This window comes from Halomicrococcus gelatinilyticus, from assembly GCA_024227995.1.
Lineage (GTDB): Archaea > Halobacteriota > Halobacteria > Halobacteriales > Haladaptataceae > Halomicrococcus > Halomicrococcus gelatinilyticus.
The window spans coordinates 2108347-2128044 of sequence record CP100465.1; the positions used below are offsets into that span (position 1 = coordinate 2108347).

20 protein-coding genes and 1 tRNA gene are annotated in these 19698 nt (G+C 68.7%); 15 read left to right on the forward strand and 6 right to left on the reverse strand.

Features of this window, described 5'->3' with window-relative positions; translation table 11 throughout:
• The first annotated feature begins 31 nt into the window (after window positions 1-31).
• Together NKT36_RS11120 and NKT36_RS11125 are read left to right on the forward strand one after the other, a co-directional pair.
• A complete protein-coding gene (locus NKT36_RS11120; protein WP_327051116.1) occupies window positions 32-985 on the forward strand; it encodes an AEC family transporter in 954 nt (317 codons plus the stop codon).
• 91 nt (window positions 986-1076) lie between these two features.
• A complete protein-coding gene (locus tag NKT36_RS11125) occupies window positions 1077-2198 on the forward strand; it encodes a site-2 protease family protein (protein ID WP_327051117.1) in 1122 nt (373 codons plus the stop codon).
• Between the two features lie 62 nt (window positions 2199-2260).
• Here NKT36_RS11125 and thiL read toward each other — a convergent pair whose 3' ends face one another.
• Entirely contained in the window at window positions 2261-3139 is an 879-nt protein-coding gene (thiL, locus tag NKT36_RS11130; protein ID WP_327051118.1) for a thiamine-phosphate kinase, read from the reverse strand.
• 80 nt (window positions 3140-3219) lie between these two features.
• Between thiL and NKT36_RS11135 the strand changes: the two genes are divergently transcribed.
• From NKT36_RS11135 to NKT36_RS11145, 3 genes are all read left to right on the forward strand, one after another.
• Window positions 3220-4260, forward strand: a complete 1041-nt coding sequence (locus NKT36_RS11135) for a lysylphosphatidylglycerol synthase transmembrane domain-containing protein (protein WP_327051119.1) — start codon at window positions 3220-3222, stop codon at window positions 4258-4260.
• Window positions 4261-4331: 71 nt separating this feature from the next.
• Window positions 4332-4598: a DUF5808 domain-containing protein gene (locus tag NKT36_RS11140; RefSeq protein WP_327051120.1), complete on the forward strand. Its 267-nt coding sequence runs from the start codon at window positions 4332-4334 to the stop codon at window positions 4596-4598.
• Window positions 4599-4719: 121 nt separating this feature from the next.
• A complete protein-coding gene (locus tag NKT36_RS11145) occupies window positions 4720-5256 on the forward strand; it encodes an XTP/dITP diphosphatase (protein WP_327051121.1) in 537 nt (178 codons plus the stop codon).
• On the opposite strand, the gene NKT36_RS11150 is transcribed toward NKT36_RS11145, so the two are convergent.
• Entirely contained in the window at window positions 5253-5723 is a 471-nt protein-coding gene (locus tag NKT36_RS11150) for a DUF7384 family protein (RefSeq protein ID WP_327051122.1), read from the reverse strand. The two genes, NKT36_RS11145 and NKT36_RS11150, sit on opposite strands and share 4 nt — an antisense overlap.
• Window positions 5724-6078: 355 nt before the next feature.
• Between NKT36_RS11150 and NKT36_RS11155 the strand changes: the two genes are divergently transcribed.
• The 3 genes from NKT36_RS11155 (at window position 6079) to NKT36_RS11165 (ending at window position 10506) form a co-directional block, all read left to right on the forward strand.
• Window positions 6079-7989 carry a PGF-CTERM sorting domain-containing protein gene (locus NKT36_RS11155; protein WP_327051123.1) on the forward strand — a complete coding sequence of 637 codons (1911 nt, stop codon included), beginning with the start codon at window positions 6079-6081 and terminating at the stop codon, window positions 7987-7989.
• Between the two features lie 294 nt (window positions 7990-8283).
• Entirely contained in the window at window positions 8284-8604 is a 321-nt protein-coding gene (locus tag NKT36_RS11160; protein WP_327051124.1) for a hypothetical protein, read from the forward strand.
• Window positions 8605-8682: 78 nt separating this feature from the next.
• Window positions 8683-10506 carry a site-2 protease family protein gene (locus NKT36_RS11165; RefSeq protein ID WP_327051125.1) on the forward strand — a complete coding sequence of 608 codons (1824 nt, stop codon included), beginning with the start codon at window positions 8683-8685 and terminating at the stop codon, window positions 10504-10506.
• Between the two features lie 79 nt (window positions 10507-10585).
• Here NKT36_RS11165 and NKT36_RS11170 read toward each other — a convergent pair whose 3' ends face one another.
• Entirely contained in the window at window positions 10586-11101 is a 516-nt protein-coding gene (locus NKT36_RS11170) for a PadR family transcriptional regulator (RefSeq protein ID WP_327051126.1), read from the reverse strand.
• Window positions 11102-11366: 265 nt separating this feature from the next.
• Between NKT36_RS11170 and NKT36_RS11175 the strand changes: the two genes are divergently transcribed.
• The 3 genes from NKT36_RS11175 (at window position 11367) to NKT36_RS11185 (ending at window position 15186) form a co-directional block, all read left to right on the forward strand.
• Window positions 11367-12905: a heme-binding protein gene (locus NKT36_RS11175; protein ID WP_327051127.1), complete on the forward strand. Its 1539-nt coding sequence runs from the start codon at window positions 11367-11369 to the stop codon at window positions 12903-12905.
• A 172-nt stretch (window positions 12906-13077) separates the two neighbouring features.
• A complete protein-coding gene (locus tag NKT36_RS11180; protein ID WP_327051128.1) occupies window positions 13078-13977 on the forward strand; it encodes an acyltransferase in 900 nt (299 codons plus the stop codon).
• Between the two features lie 126 nt (window positions 13978-14103).
• Complete coding sequence (locus NKT36_RS11185; protein ID WP_327051129.1) at window positions 14104-15186, forward strand: PQQ-dependent sugar dehydrogenase; 1083 nt, start codon at window positions 14104-14106, stop codon at window positions 15184-15186.
• A gap of 4 nt (window positions 15187-15190) precedes the next feature.
• On the opposite strand, the gene NKT36_RS11190 is transcribed toward NKT36_RS11185, so the two are convergent.
• The gene (locus NKT36_RS11190) at window positions 15191-16468 is read right to left on the reverse strand and encodes an aryl-sulfate sulfotransferase (protein ID WP_327051130.1); all 1278 of its coding nucleotides are present in this window, start codon (window positions 16466-16468) and stop codon (window positions 15191-15193) included.
• 102 nt (window positions 16469-16570) lie between these two features.
• Here NKT36_RS11190 and NKT36_RS11195 point away from each other — a divergent pair, with 102 nt between their 5' ends.
• A complete protein-coding gene (locus NKT36_RS11195; RefSeq protein ID WP_327051131.1) occupies window positions 16571-16792 on the forward strand; it encodes a hypothetical protein in 222 nt (73 codons plus the stop codon).
• A gap of 33 nt (window positions 16793-16825) precedes the next feature.
• On the opposite strand, the gene pyrF is transcribed toward NKT36_RS11195, so the two are convergent.
• Window positions 16826-17662, reverse strand: a complete 837-nt coding sequence (gene pyrF / locus NKT36_RS11200) for an orotidine-5'-phosphate decarboxylase (RefSeq protein WP_327051132.1) — start codon at window positions 17660-17662, stop codon at window positions 16826-16828.
• Between the two features lie 78 nt (window positions 17663-17740).
• Between pyrF and NKT36_RS11205 the strand changes: the two genes are divergently transcribed.
• The 3 genes from NKT36_RS11205 (at window position 17741) to NKT36_RS11215 (ending at window position 19209) form a co-directional block, all read left to right on the forward strand.
• Window positions 17741-18397, forward strand: coding sequence for an HAD family hydrolase (locus tag NKT36_RS11205; RefSeq protein WP_327051133.1), 657 nt, complete (start codon window positions 17741-17743; stop codon window positions 18395-18397).
• A gap of 118 nt (window positions 18398-18515) precedes the next feature.
• Window positions 18516-19100, forward strand: coding sequence for an FxsA family protein (locus NKT36_RS11210; protein WP_327051134.1), 585 nt, complete (start codon window positions 18516-18518; stop codon window positions 19098-19100).
• 35 nt (window positions 19101-19135) lie between these two features.
• Window positions 19136-19209: transfer RNA gene (locus NKT36_RS11215), tRNA-Ile, on the forward strand.
• An 81-nt stretch (window positions 19210-19290) separates the two neighbouring features.
• Here the strand turns inward: NKT36_RS11215 and NKT36_RS11220 are convergent.
• Window positions 19291-19686, reverse strand: coding sequence for a hypothetical protein (locus NKT36_RS11220; protein ID WP_327051135.1), 396 nt, complete (start codon window positions 19684-19686; stop codon window positions 19291-19293).
• Window positions 19687-19698 lie beyond the last annotated feature (12 nt).

Below are 19698 nucleotides of genomic sequence, written 5' to 3' on the forward strand. Positions count from 1 at the left end.
ATTTGTAGTCCAGCGGCAACTCCGTCGGCGTGTGTCGCTGCTCTCTGCGCTGACGAACGCCATCCTGCCCGTTCTCGCGGTCGCGGCCGTCGGCTTCCTGCTCGGGTCGCGCCGCGAGATCGACGTCGACGGGCTCGGGACCGTCACCATCTACGTCCTCACGCCGTCGCTGGTCTTCCACAGCCTCGCCACCACGTCCATCGACGGCGAGACGGCGGCGACGCTGGTCGCCGGCGTCGTGGCGTTCACGCTGGTCATGGTCGCGCTCGCGGAGCTCGTCGGCCGCGCGCTCGGGGAGTCGGAACCGGTACTGGGTGCGCTCGTGCTGACGAGCACGTTCGCCAACGCCGGCAACTACGGCATCCCGCTCTCGCAGTTCGCGTTCGGTCCGGTCGGCCGGAGCACGGCCATCCTCTACATCGCCGTCCAGTCCGTGCTCATGTACACGGTCGGCGTCTACCTCGCCTCGCGCGGCGACGACACGTCGAACCTCGGCGCCGTCCGGGAGGTGTTCGAACTCCCGCTCGTGTACGCCGTGCTCGCGGCCGGGCTAGCGCGCGTCCTCGACGTCGTCCCGCCCGCCGACTCGGCGGCGATGGAGACGCTGAAGCTCACGGGCGACGCCGCCATCCCGGTGATGTTGCTGCTGCTCGGCATCCAGCTCGCCAACACCGACTCGGGTGCCGCCATCCGCCGCGTCGGCGTCTCGAACGCGATGAAGCTCCTCGTCGCACCGGTCGTCGCCGCGGGCGTCGCCCTGGTCCTCGGTTTCGGCGACGCCACCGTCGCACGCGTGTTCGTCCTGGAGTGTGCCATGCCGGCGGCGGTCACGCCCCTCATCCTCACCATCGAGTACGAACGCGGCGTCGACTCCGGGCTATCCGGTCCCGAGTACGTCAGCACGGCGATCTTCGCCAGCACGCTCGCGAGCGTTCCCGTCCTCACCCTCCTCATCGCCGTCCTGCAGTCCGGTGCCGTCGTCTGAGGTCGTCCGACGTCGTCTGGCACACGAAATTTCCCCCGACAGCCTGCCGTCGTCTAGGGGTTTATACGCGTCCACATCGTACTGCGGACGAATGGCTTCGACCGAGCCGCCCGAAGCCGGTCCCCCGCTCGACAGGTTGAACTCGGTGTTCCGGGTGTACGACGTGCGCGAGGAGGGCGACCAGCTGGTCTACTACGGCGAGCCGCTGGTCCCCCACGACCGGCTCATGAAGACGGTCTGGCCGCTGTTCCGCGAGGCCGGGTACGAGGCCTCGCTGACGACCCGGACCGGCGAGTACGCCATCGTCGCCGAGCCGCTCGACCTCGGGCCGGACGGGGTCCCGTGGAAGAACGTCCTGCTCTTCCTGGCCACGGTGGTGTCGACGCTCTGGGCCGGCGCGTCGTGGTACCACGTCAACCCCCTCACGAACCCGGTGCTGGCGCTCCAGGAGGCGTGGCCCTTCGCCCTCGCCGTGTTGGGCGTGCTCGGCACGCACGAACTCGGCCACTACGTGATGAGCCGCTACCACGGCGTCGACGCGACGCTTCCCTACTTCATCCCGATGCCGACGCTCATCGGCACGATGGGGGCCGTCATCCGGATGAAGGGCCAGATGCCGGACCGCGAGGCGCTGTTCGACATCGGCATCGCCGGCCCGCTCGCGGGGCTCGTCGCGACCGTCGTCGTCACCGCCGTCGGGCTGACGATGGAGCCGGTGACCGTCTCCCAGGAGTTCATCAGGCAATCCAGCACCGTGCAGGTCGAGTTCGGCTATCCGCCGCTGCTGAAGGGTATCGCCGCGCTGATGGGCGAACAGCTCACCTACGACGACCCGACGAAGTCGGTCAACCCGGTCGTCATCGGCGGCTGGGTCGGGATGTTCGTCACGTTCCTCAATCTCATCCCGGTCGGCCAGCTCGACGGCGGGCACATCGTTCGGGCCATCATCGGCGAGCGCCAGGAGAGCGTCGCGGCGCTCGTCCCCGCTGCCCTCTTCGGGCTCGCGGCGTACGTCTTCTACGTCCTCGACGTGAGCAACGCGACGGTGCTGTGGGTCATCTGGGGCTTCCTGTCGATGTTCTTCGCCTACGTCGGCCCCGCGAACCCCATCGACGACGACGACCTCGACCCGCGCCGGAAGCTCCTCGGCGTGTTCACGTTCGTGCTCGGCCTCCTCTGTTTCACGCCGACGCCGATCGAGATAGTCCCCTGACCGCGCTTTCCGTCATCGCCCCCTGACCACGTTTTCCGTCACCCTTCGCCGTCGACCCTCGCTCACTCCTGGCCGTGGGTGTACCCCCGGTCGGGCAGGGGGTCGCCGTCCATCCGGACGCCGTCCTCGGTGACCTCGCCGACGACCCTCAGCGGGACCGGCGACGCCTCCCTGGCCGTCGCGATCGCGTCGTCGGGGAGCGTGACGACGAGTTCGAAGTCCTCGCCGAAGAACGTCGAGAGCCGGCGCTCCTCGGCGTCGTCCTCGGCCACCTCACGGACGCTGTCGGCGACGGGGAGGGCGTCGCCGTCGAGGTCGAACCCGCAGTCGCTGGCCTCCGCGAGCTGGTGGACCGACCGCGCCAGCCCGTCGCTCGAGTCCATCATCGCGGTCGCGTGCGGTGACAGCGCCCGCCCGGCCGCGACCCGCGGCTCGAACCGGAACAGTTCGTTGGCGCGGTCGTGGTCGCCGCGCTCGAACAGGCGGAGCGCGGCACCGCTCCGGCCGAGCGTGCCGGTGACGGCGAGCACGTCGCCCGGACGGGCACCGGAGCGACGTACCGGTTCCTCGGTGCGGCCGAGCGCGGTCGTGGTCGCCGAGAACTCGGAGAGCGTGTCGAGGTCGCCGCCGACGTAGCGCGCGTCGACCGCCTCGGAGACGTCGCGAGCGCCGGCGACGAAGTCGCGTAACTCGTCGGCGTCGAACTCCGGCGCGGCGTACACCGCGACGGTCGCCGTCGCTCGCGCCCCCATCGCGGCGACGTCGGACAGCGACGCGCCGACCGCGCGCCAGCCGGCGGTGTACCTGGTCGTCCCCGTCGGGAAGTCGGTCGTCTCGTGGAGCATGTCGGTCGTGACGACCTGGCCGTCGACGACGGCCGCGTCGTCGCCCGCGTCGGGGAGGTCGTCGGCCAGCAGTCGCAGCGCCGCCCGCTCGTCCATACCCCTTCTCTCTCGCGCCCGGGAAAAAAGCCGACCGGTCTTCGCTGGGTTCAAGCACTCCCCCCGAGACGGTCGAACCGATGCGTCTAGACCTGGGTGACCTCCGGACGATCGCGGTCGGGTTCGTCGCCGCCATCGTCGTGCTGCTGGCGCTGTTCACCGTCGTCGGGGTCGACCGGGTGCTGGACGCGCTCTCGCTCGCCGACACGCAGGTGGTCGCGCTCATCCTCGTCGTCGCGCTCGGGTGGCTGGCGTCGTGGGCGATGGCGCTGCGGACCGTCCTCGGCGTGCTCGGCGTCGGCATCTCGCCACTCCGGGCGTTCATGCTCTACGCCGGCGCGACGTTCGCCAACAACATCACGCCGTTCGGCCAGGCCGGCGGCGAACCGTTCAGCGCGCTGCTCATCTCCCAGGACACCGGCGCCGAGTACGAGACGGGGCTGGCGGCCATCGCCAGCGTCGACTCCATCAACTTCGTCCCCTCGATCGCGTTCGCGCTCGTCGGCGTCGGGTATTACGCGACCGTCCTGACCGTCGGCGACAGACTGCAGATCGAGTACATCGCGCTCGCGGTGGGGGGGCTCGCCGTCGGCGTTCCCGTCGCCGCCACGCTGGCGTGGCGGGCGCGCGACCGCGTCGAGGTCGGCGTGGCGGGCGTCGTCGTCCCCGTCTTCGGAGCCGTCGCGCGGGTGGTTCCCCGGGTCGAACCGACGACTCGCTCGGCCGTCCGGCGACGCGTGCGGGGGTTCTTCCGCGCCATCGAGCGCGTCGCCGGCGACCGGCGCAGCCTCCTGTTGGCCGTCTCCTTCTCCGCACTCGGCTGGTTGCTGTCGGCGACGTCGCTGTGGCTGTCGCTGTACGCGCTCGACGTCGTCGTGCCCTTCGCGGCGGTGCTGTTCGTCATCCCGCTCGTGAGCATGGCCGGCGTCGCACCGCTGCCCGGCGGCCTCGGCGGCGTCGAGGCCGCGCTGGTGTTCCTGCTCGGCCCCATCGCCGGCATCTCCGGCTCGATGGCGGCCGCGGCGGCGGTCATCCACCGCGCGGCGACGTACCTGCTCCCGGTGGTCCTCGGCGGCGTCTCGACGGCGATGCTCGGCGCGGACCGCGTCAACGGCGAGTGAACGCGGGCCCTTCGGTTCGTCCCCGAGCCATGCCCCAAACGCTATATTCCGGGCGGACAAACCGCTATCACATGGCCGACAAGGAGACCACAGGAACCCTCTTTGGCGTACCGTACAACTTCGAGCGTCCCAGCGTCGGACGGATGCTGTCGGCGTACTGGCAGCCCGGCGAAGGGATGCTCGTCGAGAAGCCGTTCGGCATCGGCTACACGCTCAACCTCGCCAACTGGCGGTCGTGGGTCATCCTCGCCGTCGCCGGCGTGCTGTTCTGGCAGGAGCGCGGCGACGAGGCGGCTCCGGCCGACGACGAACCGGTCGAGGTCGTCGTCGACGACTGACGACGGGCGCTACCCCGCTGTTTTCTGCCGGTCGTTTCCGGGTGCCGTCAGTCGACCCGACTGTCGCCGCCGGACGCTGCGAATCAACGGCTATTTCGTTTGCGCACCCGACTCCCCGCACATGATCCGCTTCGTCACCGGGAACGAGGGGAAGGTCCGTGAAGCGCGCGAGTACCTCGACGACGACGTCGAGCAAATCGACTACGACTACACGGAGGTCCAGAGCGACGACCTCGCCGACGTCGCGGTCGCCGGCGCTCGCGAGGCGTTCGAGGCGACCGGCGGCGAGGAACCGGTCGTCGTGGACGACGCCGGCCTGTTCGTCGACGCCGTCGGCGGTTTCCCGGGGCCGTACTCGGCGTACGTCGAGGGCACGCTCGGCGTCGAGCGCGTCTGGAAACTGGTCCGGGAGGAGGAGAACCGGCGGGCGCGGTTCCGCTGCGTCGTCGCCTACTACGACGGCGAACGAACGGAGACGTTCGACGGCGCGGTCCCCGGCCGCATCGTCGCGCCGCGCGGTGACGGCGGGTTCGGCTACGACCCCATCTTCGAACACGAGGGGACGACGCTGGCCGAGATGAGCACCGAACGGAAGAACGCCATCTCCCACCGGGGTCGCGCGCTGGCGAAGTTCGCCGACTGGCTGGCCGACGACTAGTCCCGCGGGTCCCTGTCCGGGCCGGGATACTCCCCGCCGACGACCGCCTCGTACAGGCTCGCGGCGTCGAACAGCGAGACGAACCCGTCGGGGCGCTTGACGCTGACGTCGATGCGTCCCTGCAGCGCCGCGCCGGTCTTCGCGCTCCGGAGTGCGTCGTCGTACGAGAGGACGTGCGCCGCGCCGCCCGCGTAGGCGCTGGCGAGCGCGGGCTGGTCGCCGGCCTCGTGTTCGACGCGCACGCGCAGGTCGTCTACCTTCTCGCGCCACGCCGTCGCCAGGTCGTCGTCCGCCAGGTCGGCGACGATGCGCTCGGCGTCGTCGAGCAGCGGGTCGCTGGCGACGAGTTCGACCCACGAGTGCTTCCGGACGACGTCCATCGCCTGCCGCGCGTCACCGCCGACCAGCAGGTCTGCCGCGAGCACGTCCGCGTCGGCGACGACGCGGGCGGGGTTCGGGTCACTCATCGCGGCGCTCCGCGAGCGCCTCGCGGACGGTCGTGACGTCTGTCGCGTAGCGGTCCGCCTCGTCGAACAGTTCTGCCCATCTCATCGCCCGTCCTTCGGCTCGCCCGGTGAAAAGCGGCGTGCCACTCTGTTGCCGTCAGACGTGTCCCCTCGTTGTCGTCAGACGTGTCCTATCGCTGTCGGTTACCGCTGGCCTCGGCCGTCGGTTCGTTGTCCTGCGTTGACGTTCTCACGCTCGTCGTCGCCTGTGGAATCGACGGCGTCCCCTCAATCGCCAGACGTTCCCACGGCAAAGGGTAGCAGATGCACCAGTTTAACCAAAGAGCTTTATCATAACATTCCGACGATATCTCCTATGAGTCGGAGACAGAAAGTGTCGACTGCACTGGCGGTGATGCAGGTGCTCGTCCTGCTCGTCGCTCCGGTTGCAGCGACCGCCCCCACTGCGGACACGATGAGTGGAAACGCCCTCCAGACCAGCGCGGACGACGACGACATCGAGACGGCCGACACCGTCTACGTGAAGGAGAACGGCGACGCCGTGCTCGCCTACAACGAGACGAGCACGTCGGACGGCACCGGCCAGTTCGGCGTCGACGTGACGTCGGGTCTCGTCCACATGCTGGTCACCACGGAGTCCGAGGAGATATCCGAGGTGAGCGGCCAGGGGAACGTCGTCATGACGCCCAGCAGCATCACCGGGAACGGCTCCATGAGCGTGCCCCAGCCGAGCACGCTGTCGAGCTTCTCGATGGACGCGTCCGGCGTCCAGAACGCGGAGAAGGCGTCGATGGACGCGACGATGACGGCGACCGTCGGCGGCATGCGCAGCGTGAGCGCGTTCGCCCCGGCGCACACCGAGGGTCACGTGACCATGACGTCCGACGCGTTCTCCACGTCCGGGTCGGCGACCCTCTCGATGCCGTCCGCGACGGGGTCCGACAGCGCTCTCGGGTTCCAGCTCGAGAGCACCCAGGACGGGTACGTGTTGACGGGTGAACGCTCGGGCACCGTCAACTACTACGCTCGCGAGCAGTGGGACTCCCGCAGCGCCGCCAAGTCCCACCTGCAGACGCAGTACGCCGAGGTCGCCGAGCAGCTCGGCGGGTCGGCGACGGTCACCATCGACCACTACGAGTACACCGAGTCCGACGGCGCCGGTAACCTCGACGTCGAGTACTCGGTCGAGTACTCCGACGTCAAGGACGGCCTCGCCGACCAGCTGGCGACGCAGCTCGCCAGCTCGCCCGAGGTCGACCTGAGCGACGCGGCGGCACAGCAGGTCGCCGACGACCTCGCGAAGATCGATGTCGACCACGCGTCGTTCGAGATGGTCCAGCGCGACGGCGAGATGTCCGTCACTTGGGACGCGACGGTCGAGAACTTCGACGGCGCGACCGCCGCGATGGTCACGCTCGTCGAGAACATGGAGAGCCAGAACCTCGACCAGAAGCAGATCGACCGGATGAAGAAGACTATCGAGGCCCGGCAGTCCTCGAACCTCCAGCAGAAGATCACGTGGACGGCCGACGTCTCCCAGGCCGGCAGTGACGAGGCGACGGTCGAGGCCGAACTCCACTACGACACGAAGAACTGGAAGGCCTACGCGAGCGCCGTCCAGGAGAAGGGCATCAAGATGGGCTCGCTGTCGTTCGACGTGCAGGCCCAGTCCAGCGGTGACGAGGTGTCCGTCGACGCGTCGTTCGAGGTGAACCAGCAGCAGATGCTGTCGACCGCGCTCGACTCCGCCGTCTCGTCGCTCGACCCCAGCACCGACACGAAGGCGATGGAGTTCGTCGAGGCCTTCCGCGACAGCGACTTCCAGAAGGCGAAGATGAGCGTCGACGCCGAGGAGGGTACGATGACCCTGGAAGGCGGTGCGAAGTTCGACAACCTCACCGCGATGAGTGACGTGTTCGCCAAGCAGTACGGCGGCATGACGGTTTCCAGCATCGCTGGCGAGGCCGGCAACGATTCGACGACGACCTACGTCACGGTGAAAGACCTCGTCGGCGAGGACGCAACGAAGGAGGACGTCCGGGCGCTTGAGGTCACCGACGAGGAGACCGAGATCGTCATGCCGGGCAACTGGAGCCGCGAGTTCCCGTCGATGGACCAGCAGGAGGTTTCGGACTACCTCGGCGTCCAGTACCAGAGCGGTGACGAGGGGAGCACGACGACGAACGACGGCGGTCAGCCCGGCTTCGGCGTCGCCGCCGCCCTGGTCGCGTTCGTCGGTGCCGCCCTGCTCGCCCGCCGCGACTGAACGACTCGACCCGCCCCGCTTTTCTGCGCACCCACCGTCGCCGCCGAGCGTCCAGCGTCGAATCCCGGCATCGGACGAAGCATCGAATCCCGGCATCGGACGAAGCATCGAATCCCGGCATCGGGTGACGGCGCCGTTCTCAGCCACCGGTTACTGCCGGCAGAGTTAATATCTACCAGAGACATCGTTCAACTACAGCCGCCCTAACAACTGCATAACAAAGTGGTTGATTGCAGTACTGTGAGGCGCACGAACTCACTGGCGTCACGCCAGCAACAGAGTGGTGATACTACGATGGCCCTAATCGAACTCAATCTGGAGAAGCCGGCACTGAAGCGAACCGAACGCGTCGAAGAGAGCGAGTCGTCGGAGACCGAAGCGACCGAGGCGTCCGAAGCGACCGAAGTCACCGTGGAGGACGACGAGGAGACGACCGAAGTGACCGTGGAAGACGAGGAGTCCGGCGGCCGCGGAACCATCCGGACGCTCGTGCGCCGCGTCGTCATCCTCGGCGGTGCCGTCGCCGGCGTCGTCGCCGCGCGGAAGCTACGCAAGCGCCGCAGCAGCGACGACGACCAGGCGGAGATCGAAGAGGACTGGCAGACGGCGGAGTAAGCTCCGGCGTCGATTCGCTTCCACCGTTTTCGTCCCGTTCCCAAACGCCTTTGAGCGACGCGACCCTCCTTTCGGCCGATGGATACGCTCGTGTGGGTGCTCGTTGGACTCGTCGTCTACTGGGGTACCCTCATCGCACTCAGAGCTAACGGTCTGCTGCCCTCCTACGTCGGCACGCAGGGGCCGATACTGACCCTGCACACCCGGCGCGGCAAGGAACTGCTCGACCGCCTGGCCCGCCCGAAGCGGTTCTGGCGGGCGTGGGGGAACTTCGGCCTCGGCATCGCGCTCGTGGTGATGACCGGCACCTTCCTCGTGCTCGTCGTGCAGGCGGTCCTGGTGGTGCAGAACCCGCCCCAGCCGACCGCCGTCAGCCAGCCGCGGAACGTGCTCGTCATCCCTGGCGTGAACGACTTCCTCCCGCTGTCGGTCGCGCCGGAGATCCTGCTCGGTCTCCTGGTCGGTCTCGTCGTCCACGAGGGCGGCCACGGCCTGTTCTGCCGCGTCGAGGACATCGACATCGAGTCGATGGGACTGGCGCTGTTCGCCGTCGTCCCCATCGGCGCGTTCGTCGAACCGGACGAGGAGAACCGCCGCGAGGCCGACCGCGGCAGCCAGAGCCGGATGTTCGCCGCCGGCGTGACGAACAACTTCGCGGTCACGCTGCTCGCGTTCGCGCTGCTCTTCGGCCCCGTCATGGGGGCGGTCGCCGTCGCGCCGGGCGCCGCCGTCGGCGGCGTGTTCCCGAACTCCGCGGCCGACGACGCCGACATCCAGCGCGGCGACCGTATCGTGGCCGTGAACGGGACCGACGTCGCGGGCAACGCCGACCTCGACGAGGCGCTGGCGAGCGTCGAAAGCCGCGCAGTTCCGGTCACCGTCGACGACGGGGACGGGACGCGGACGACCGTCATCGAGCGGTCGCTGCTCGTCACCCGCATGGTCGAGACGTCGCCGTTCGCCGCCGAGGGACCGGCCGGCGTCGACACCAACCAGACGATAACCGCCGTGAACGGGACCGCCGTCTACACCGAACGCGAGCTGACCGACGCGCTCGCCGACCGGCGCATCGCCACGCTCACCACCGCCGACGGGACGACGGTGACCGGTCCGGTCGGCACGCTGGCGGCGGTGCAGGGTGACGGCGCGCTCGCCGCGGCGTCGAACCTGAGCCAGGGTCAGACCGTCGTCATCACGGCCGTCGACGGGACCCGCGTCACGAACAGCAGCGACCTGTCGACGGTCCTGGACGGGTACGGTCCCCAGGACACGGTGACCGTCGAGACGTACGTCGCAGACGGCGAGAGCTTCGACCGCGAGACGTACGACGTCACGCTCCGTGACGACGGCAGCGGCGACGCGCTCGTCGGCATCCTCCCCGCACCCGGCGTCTCCGGCATCACCGTCAGCAGCTTCGGCACGGAGCTCTACCCGGCGTCGACGTACGAGTCGCTGCTGGGTGGCGGGTTCCTCTCCGTCTTCGGCGGCGGAGGCAACGGCCCGGTCGTCTCCTTCCTGATGGGCGTCGCCGGAACCCTCCTGTTGCCGTTCGCCAGCCTCTCGATGGGGCTCGGGTACAACTTCGCCGGCTTCGTCGCCTGGAACAGCAACTTCTTCCTCGTCCAGGGGCCGCTGGCCGCGCTCGGCGGCGGCGTCTTCCTGCTCGCGAACGCGCTGTTCTGGACCGGGTGGATCAACCTCAACCTCGGTTTCTTCAACTGCATCCCGGCGTTCCCGCTCGACGGCGGGCACATCCTCCGGATGAGCGCCGAGGCGGTCGTCTCGCGGCTGCCGACCACCCAGCGCCGGCAGGTGACCACCGCCATCACGACGACGGTGGGCCTGGTGATGCTGGCCAGCCTCGTGCTGATGCTCTTCGGGCCGCGCCTGCTGTCGGGGTGACGGCGCGGCTCCTCGGCGTTCGACGGACGGTCAGAAACAGCGCGCGGAACGTCTTCGTTCTCGGTGCTCGGTACCGTTCTCAGTGCTCGATGCCCAGTCGCTCGTAGAACTCCTCGGGCGTGTCGGGGATGCGCTCGAAGTCGCCGAAGTCCCGCTCGTAGTGGCGGACGAGCTGTTCGACGATCCAGGCGTTGAACGTCTCGTCGAACCGCCACTCGTCCGGGCGGTCCTCGACCTCGAAGCGGTCGTCGGTGGCGAACGCCGCGAAGACGTGGTAGAAGCCGAGGATGACGTCGGCGAAGTCGCGGGCCTTGCCGCCGGTCTCATCGCGCTTCTCTTCGAGTTCCTCGCGGCCCGCGTCGGTGAGTTCGAAGTACTTGCGGTCGGGTTCGTCCTCGCGCTCGATGCGCTCGGCCCATCCCTTCTCCTCGAACTTGTAGAGGATGGGGTACACCGACCCGTAGGAGGGCTCCCAGTGTCCGCCGCTGATATCCTTGATCTCCTTGAGTATCTCGTAGCCGTACCTCGGCCGCTCGTCGAGGAGTTCGAGCACCATGTACGAGATCAGGCCTTTCGGCGGACCACTCTTCCGCATCGACTCCTCATTTAAGTCGAGTTTTTGAAAGGGTTTCGGTCGGTGGGGGAACGCGTCCCGTTCCCTCAACCGTCGCCGCGGTCGAACGGTGGCGGAGGGGCCTGGCGGTCGTCTCCGTCCACGGGTCGACCCGCGTTCGACGGCCCCGAACTGCGGTCGGTCCGCTACCCGCCCGGTCTGCGAGGTCGGCTCGCCCCCGACTCCCACGCGCCGGGCGCGCCGGCGACTCAAAAGTTCCTTGGTCGGTCGCTGCCAAGTCCCGCCTATGACGAGAGAACCCCCTGCGACGAACGAGGGCTGGTACGCGCTCCACGACTTCCGGACCGTCGACTGGGACGCCTGGCGCGACGCTCCCGAGCACGTTCGCGAGCGCGCGCTCGACGACGGCGTCGATTACCTGCAGGCCCACGAGGACGTGACGGACGCCGAGGACGGCTCCTCGGCGGTGTTCAGCGTCCTCGGCCACGACGCCGACCTGCTGGTCATCCACTACCGGCCGACGATGGCCGCCCTCGACACGGCCGAGCGGACGTTCGAGGGGACGGCCTTCGCGGAGTTCACCGAACGGGCGACGTCCTACGTCTCCGTCACGGAGGTCGGCGGGTACAACTCCGAGGAGATGGCGAACGACCCCGCGGACATCGAGGACACTGGGCTGGCGCGCTACGTCGAGAGCAAGCTCTACCCCGAGATCCCGGACAGCGAGTTCGTCTGCTTCTACCCGATGAGCAAGCGCCGCCGGCCGGACGCCAACTGGTACGACCTGCCGTTCGACGAGCGCGCGGAGATGATGGACAGCCACGGCGAACTCGGCAAGGGCTACGCCGGCAAGGTGACCCAGGTCATCACCGGCTCCATCGGCATGGACGACTACGAGTGGGGCGTCGACCTGTTCAGCAACGACCCGACCCACATCAAGGACCTGCTGTACGAGATGCGCTTCGACGAGGCGAGTTCCATCTACGGCGAGTTCGGCCCGTTCTACTTCGGGCGTCGCTTCCCGCCGACGGACCTGCCGGCGTTCATGGCCGGCGACGAGGTCCCCGTGCCGGAGGACGCCGGCGAGACGGCCCACGCACACGGGCACGGCGGCGAGAGCGCGCACGGCCACGGCGATGAGGGCGGCCACCCGCACGGCGAAGGCGGACACGGCCACGGCGACGAGGGCGGCCACCCGCACGGCGACGCCGACGAGGACGAGTCCGGCGGCATCCGCGAGGAGCTGGCCGACATGGACATCTACGCCGGCCAGCCCCACGGCGAGGACGTGTACGCGATGGTGCTCTACTCCGAGACGGACCCCGACGAGCTGTTCGAGGAGGTCGACGGCCTGCGCGCGAACTTCGAGCACTACGACACGCACGTCAAGACCGCCGTCTACGAGGCACGAACGGACGAGTCGGGCGGCGACGCCCAGCACTCCGCCGTCGTCAGCATCTGGGAGACCCAGTCCGCCGCCGAGACGGCCGGCGGGTTCCTCTCCGACCTGCCCGGCGTGGTCTCGCAGGCGGGCGAGGAGAGCGGCTTCGGCACGATGGGGATGTTCTACACGGTCAAGCCCGAGCGTCGCGAGGAGTTCGTCGCGAAGTTCGAGACGGTGGGCGAGGTGCTCGCCGACATGGAGGGCCACCACGAGTCCGAACTGCTCGCCAACTACGAGGACGAGAACGACATGTTCATCGACAGCCAGTGGCGCTCGAAGGACGACGCCATGGACTTCTTCCGCAGCGACGCCTTCAGCGACACCGTCGACTGGGGACGCGACGTGCTGGCCGACCGCCCGCGCCACGTCTTCCTGGCGTAGTCGGCGACGCTTCCCCTTCCCGTCGCGACGCTCGACCACCGGGGAGACCGCTCACGGCCAGTTCCGTGCCTGACGACCGCGACGACGGGGAGTCAGCATTCACCGCCGCAACCAAAACCCCCATCATTGCGGGACCAGTAGTACGCGATAAGAAACCGATGGTGACACCAGTATGACAAAGCGACACGTCACGCTCCCGGAGTCCGCGGAGGCGGGACTGCGGGGTTTCATCGAGGAGGTGGACGAACGACTGGCGAGCGACGAGGACACGTGCGACGTGGTCGAGGACGTGCTCGTCGACCTCTACGGCGACCGGGACGCCTACGAGGCGTGGCAGAACGGCGAACCCGTCTCGAACGCCGAGCGGGTCCGCCTGCAGGGGTACGACCCGTGCAACTCGACGCTGGAGAGCGAGTACTACGCGGAGAAGGACGAGGAGACGTTCCGCGAGTCGAAGCACCTCCAGTGGCTCTGGCGGCAGTTCGACGCGACGCCGATGGCCGACAACGTGGAGTTCGCGCTCCGGTTCCGCCGGATGCTCGCCAAGCACCTCTTCGAGGAGTGCGGCGACGACTGTCGGTTCTTCAAGGGCATCACGTTCACCTACGGCCACAACATCAGCGTCGGCGACAACGTCGTCGTCCACGACGACGTCCACCTCGACGACCGCGGCAAGCTCACCATCGGCGACCGGGTGTCCATCTCCGACGACGCCCACGTCTACAGCCACGACCACGACGTCGTCGACCAGACCGAGGTGTCGAACTACCACACCGTCATCGAGGACGACGCTCGCATCACCTACGACGCGATGGTCCAGGCGGGCGTGAAGGTCGGCGAGAACGCCGTCGTCGGCGCGAAGTCCATCGTCCAGCGCGACGTCCCCGCCCACCACGTCGCCGTCGGCACGCCGGCCAAGAGCGTGAAGGTCAAGCCCGGCTGGGAGGACGTGGCCGAACCGCTGGAGGACGCGAACGCGAACCGAAAGGAAGAGCGCCGCATCGAGTACGACCTCGACGACGACCTCGACGTGTTCGACGAGTTCCAGCGCGACCTCCAGCCGCCGAAGTAGCGCCCTCCTCGTCCGGCGCGCTGGCGGCGTCCTGTCTCCGGCGCGCGTGGACGCCACCACCGCGTCCGGACCCGACCGCGAACTGAAACCCATACAGTTTTTCGCCCCGACCTCTTTGGTTCCCGCATGCGACGACGCACGTTCCTCCGGTCGCTATCCGCCGGAATCGCCGGTCTCGCGGGGTGTGTGGACGCTCCGGGGAGTCGGTCCCAGACGACAACCGCGGAGCCTGGGCCGGAGGTGCGCGTCAAGACGGTCGCGATGCATCTGGAGATTCCGTGGGGGACGGCGTTCGCCCCCGACGGCGACCTCTATCTCACCGAACGCCCCGGACGCATCAGGCGGATCCGCCCGAACGAGAACGAGACGGTCGCGGACTTCACGGACCAGATCGCCCACCAGGGCGAGGGCGGCCTGCTCGGACTGGTCTTCCACCCGGAGGACGACGACCTGGCGTTCACCTACCAGACGTACCGGGCCGACGGCGGCCTCCACAACCGCATCGTCCGCCACCGGGTGAGCGAGGGCTTCGAGCCCGAGCGCGTCCTCCTCGACGGCATCCCTGGTGCGTCCATCCACGACGGCGGCCGACTTGCCGTCCGCGGCGACGCGCTGTACGCGACGGCCGGCGACGCGAGCGACGGGGCGAACGCCCAGGACCGCGACATGCTCGCGGGGTCGGTCCTCCGGCTTACGCTCGACGGCGAGCCCTACCCGGACAACCCCTTCGGGACCTCCGTGTTCACCTACGGCCACCGCAACCCGCAGGGGCTGACGTTCCGCGACGGCACCCTCTTCAGCACCGAGCACGGGCCGGACCACGACGACGAGATCAACGTCCTCGAAGCCGGCGGCAACTACGGCTGGCCGGACGTGATGGGCGTCGGCGGCAGCGACTACGTCGACCCTATCGCGACGTACACGCCCACCATCGCCCCGGCGAGCGCGACGTTCTACGACGGCCCCATCGAGGAGTGGCAGGGGGACCTCTTCTTCGGCACGCTCGCCGGCACCCACCTCCACCGCGTCCGCCTCGACGGTCGCGATGTCGTCGAACAGGAGCGCCTGCTGGCGGGCGAGTACGGTCGCCTCCGGACGGCGTTCACCGGACCGGACGACCACCTCTACGTGACGACCAGCAACCAGGACGGCCGCGGTGGGACGCCGGCACCCCAGGACGACCGGGTGTTGCGGCTCCAGCCCGCATAGTGGGTCAGCCCGCGTACTCGCGGTACGCGCCGACGGCGAGTTCGCCGAGCGTCCAGAGGACGACGAGAAGCATGGCGGCCATCGTCGCGAGCTCCGGCAACTTGACCCACGCGGGGAAGACGAACGCCGCGTACGCCTCGGCCTGCTGGAGCAGTCCGGTCGCCGCGTTCGGGTCGCGGAAGTGGCTGTCGAACTGCGTCGCGGGGACGGTGTCGGTGGAGTTCTCCGGGACGGTCATCCGGTCGGCGGAGTACGGCATCCGGACGCCCTCGTAGCGCCAGACCACCTCGCCGGCCGGGTTGATCTCGACGACGCGGTTGTTGAACGTGTCCGTGACGAGCGTGTTGCCGTTCGGCAGGCGGTCGGCGTCGCGCGGCCAGTGGAGCAGGCTCTTGCCGCCGTACTGCCAGACCACCTCGCCCGTGGTCGCGTTCAGTTCGACGACGCGGTCGTTCTCGCTGTCGGCGACGAGCAGGTGGTTCCACCGCTCCAGGCGGTCGGGGTTGTGCTGCTCGTTCATCACGGAGTGGTTGCCGTACTCGCCGACGACGTCGACGATCTCGTTCGTCTCGCAGTCGACCTCGACGACGGCGTCGAAGTTCCGGACCGAGAGCTGGACGTTGCCGTTCTCCAGCACGTCGATGTCGTTCATGTGCGTCCAGTCCTTCTCGCCGCCCGGGTCCTCGGGTCCGCCGTACTTCCGGTGGAACTCGGTGCCTTCCGAGAGGTGCTTCTCCGCCTGCCACTCCCAGGTTATCTCGCCGGCCTGGTTCACGATGAACGCGCGGTCGTTGCCCATGTCGACGATGGCCGTCTTCCCGTTGTCGAGGCGGTCGACGTCGTGGACCTCGTGGTGGGTGATGTACTCGTCGTACCAGGAGTACTCCCAGACGACCTCCTTGCCCGGGTGGTCGAGTTCGAGCACCTTCGCCTCGATGCACTGGTCGGACGCGACCTGGAGGTGCTGGTCGGGACACTGCGCTGGCGGGAGCTTCGTCGTCACCGCGACGAGGACGTTGCCGTTCGCCAGTTGCTCGGCGTCGAACACGCGCGAGTCCGGCGGGTCGTACTCCCAGACGACGTCGTTCGTCGTGGTGTTCACCTCGACGAGGCGGCCGCGCGTCTTGTAGCTCTGGACAGAGATGAGCGTGTTCCCCTCGTACGGTCCCTCTGCAATCGTCCTGGCGTCGACGCCCTGGTCGGCTGTCACCGCCTGGAACCCGAGGACCGCGGCGAGGGCAACGAACGCCACGGCGAGGTATCGGACGCGGGGACGGTTCATATCCCTCACTCATTGACGACGGTTCTAAATCTGCCGATGGTCAGTGATTCCGCCTCTCGCCGTCGCCCCCACACTGATACGCCTCGCCGGCGAACCCCCGGTATGAGCGTCAGTGGCCTGTGCCAGGTCTGCGAGGCCGCGGCGGCGTCCCACGACTGCGACCGCTGCGGGACGCTGGTCTGCGAGGAGCACTGGGACGGAGACAGCGGAATCTGTGTCGAGTGCGCGGCGGAACTCGGTGGGAGCGAGCGCCGGACGCCGTCCGGTCCCGGTGCGGAGGACGTCCGGCCGCCGGACACCGACGACGAGACCCACCGGTTCTGACCGTCGACGTCGATAGCTGCGCCGCCGTCGGGATCAGCGGTACTGGTTCAGTTGCTGCTTGAGTCGCTTCGCGGCCTGGCCGGCGGCCCGGAAGTACTGCTCGTCGTCGTCCGCCGCGCGGTCGCCCGCGGCGGCCCGGCCCTCGCTCTCCTCGCCGGCGAAGATGATGCCGCGCGAGGAGTTGACCAGTCCGGCGCCGCCCGCGGTGGCGTACGTCGCGGCCGCCTCGACGTCGCCGCCCTGCGCGCCGACGCCGGGGACGAGGAAGGGGAGGTCGGGCACCTGCTCGCGCAGTTCCTCGAGTTCGTCGGGCGATGTCGCGCCGACGACGAGGCCGACGTTGTCGTTGCCGTTCCAGAGGTCGGCCAGCGACGCCACCCGTTCGTAGACGTGCTCGCCGGAGTCGAGTTCGAGGTCCTGCAGGTCGGCCGCACCGGGGTTGGAGGTGCGACAGAGGACGAACACGCCGGCCTCCTCGCGGGAGAGGAACGGGTCGAGCGAGTCCCGGCCCATGTAGGGGTTGACCGTGATGGCGTCGGCCATCTCCAGCAGGTCGGCGTACTGGCGGGTCGTGTTGCCGATGTCGGCGCGCTTGGCGTCCAGCAGCACGGGGACGCCCTTGCCGTGTGCGTACGCGATGGTCTCCTCCAGGGCGGCCCACCCGCCCGGGTGCTCGTAGAAGGCGGCGTTGGGCTTGTACGCCGCGGCGTGTTCGTATGTCGCGTCGATGATGCGGCGGTTGAACGCCCACTGCGGCAGGTCGCGGTCGTGGAGGTGGTCGGGGATGCGGTCCAGGTCGGCGTCGAGCCCGACCGAGACGATGCTGTCGGTCGCCGCGATGCGGTCGGCGAGCCGGTCGAAGAAGTTCATGTTCGCCGGTTCTCGCGGGGGCGGCATGGCTCTGTCGAACGCAGTCCTGAAGACGGGGGGAGTTCAACGTGCCGACGAATGGCACCGACCGCCGTCGCCTTCGACCTGGACTCGACGCTCGCCGTGACCGACCGCTCGCGGACGGCGCTGCTCGCCGAGGCGACGGAGACGGCCGGTGCCCCGTCGCTCGCCCGCGAGGACTACCTCGACGCGCACGGCCGCCACCTCGCCAGCGAGACGCGCGAACCCATCTTCGCCGACCTCCTCCCGGACGACGCCAGCGTCGCCGCCGCGGACGTCGCCGACGCCTACCGGCGGGCCATCCTCGACGCGCTCGAACCCGTCCCCGGCGTCGCCGAGATGCTCGCTGACCTCCGCGAGCGGTACCGCGTCGGCCTGCTGACGAACGGCCCGGTCGTCGCCCAGCGCGGCAAGCTCGCTGCGCTGGGCTGGGAGGACCGTTTCGACGCCGCGGTCGTCACGGGCGAACTCGACGCCGGCAAGCCCGACGAGCGCGCGTTCGCGGCCCTGCTCGACGCGCTCGACGCGACGCCGGCGGAGACGGTCTACGTCGGCGACGACCCGGAGATGGACGTGCAGGGCGCGACCGACGCCGGTCTCTCCGCGATCCAGGTCGTGTACGACGGCGGTCCGGGCCCTCACCCCGCGGCCGACGACCACGTCCGCCGCGCGGACATGCCCGAGCGCCTCCCCGACGTGCTGACAGGTGGATAGGGAACCGCCGCGACCGGCACACCGCCCGGAGAGCGTCGCCGCTCCCGGTCGCGTCGCCCGTCGGCGAGCGCCGGCGCAGGGGGTAAAGCGTTTACAGTCCGAACCACAACGTGTTCGCATGTGGAAACGGCTGCTGGCGCTCCTGCTGCTCGTCCCCCTCGTCGACGGGTTCCTGTTGATCTACGTCGCGGGACAGATCGGCTGGGAGGTCACCGTCGCCCTCGTCGTACTGACCGCACTCGTCGGGACGCTGCTCGTCCGTGCCGAGGGTCGCCACACCATCCGGAAGCTACAGGAAGGAATCGCGCGCGGCGACCTCCCGACCGACCGCATCATCGACGGCGGGTTCCTGCTCGTCGCCGGCGCGCTCCTGCTCACGCCCGGCCTCGTCACCGACGCGCTCGGGTTCCTGTTCACCCTCCCGCCGACGCGGGCCGTCTTCCGCGTCGCCGCGAAGAAGTGGGTCATCACGCCCTACGTCGAGAAACAGACCGGCGGCTTCGCCACGGGAAACGTCTACACCTTCGGGTTCCCGAACGGTGGCGACGCCGGCGGGTCCGGCCCGGGCGGGTTCGGCGGACCGGGGACCGGTGGCCAGAACCTCGGCGACTCGGGCGGCGCTGACGACGACACCTACCGGATGGACGACGACGCGTACGACGTGGAATTCGACGACGGCGGCGACACGAAAGGAAACTCTTAAAGGTAGCAAGGCGCAATCTGAGAATGCGCTCGCCTGGGCCAATAGCTCAATCAGGTTGAGCGCTCGGCTGATAACCGGGAGGTTCGCGGTTCAAATCCGCGTTGGCCCATACCCAATTCGGGCGTTCTTCAGCCCGAGGGAATCTGGGGCCTCAACTCCCCAGCCCCCTAATTTCGCGGCTTCGACGAAATTACGAGCGACGGCTTTCTGTTCGACTCGGAAGGAATCCTACCGCACCCCGTCGTAGTCCGTCGAATACTGTAGCCGAAGCGAGATGGTCGGCGAAGCTCTTGACCAGGACAGGCGCGGCGAGCGTCCCGATAACGGCGTAGCGCTCCCACTCGGGGCGCGCCATCAACTGCGACAACTGGAGGTTGCCGTTCGTCGCGAACGCGACGGAGACGGCGAGCCAGATGCCGAGCGTCGACATTGAGAATTCGAATGGGCCGGCGGCGAACGCTACTTTCGTCAGGTCCATTCCGTACAGCATGGAGCCCGAGATGCCGGTGAGTGCGGTTGTCGAACTGTACAGCACGAGCGACCCGAAGATGTCCCCCAGGTCGTAGTGTTCTTCTAGGATTCCCATTGTTTGAGTCGA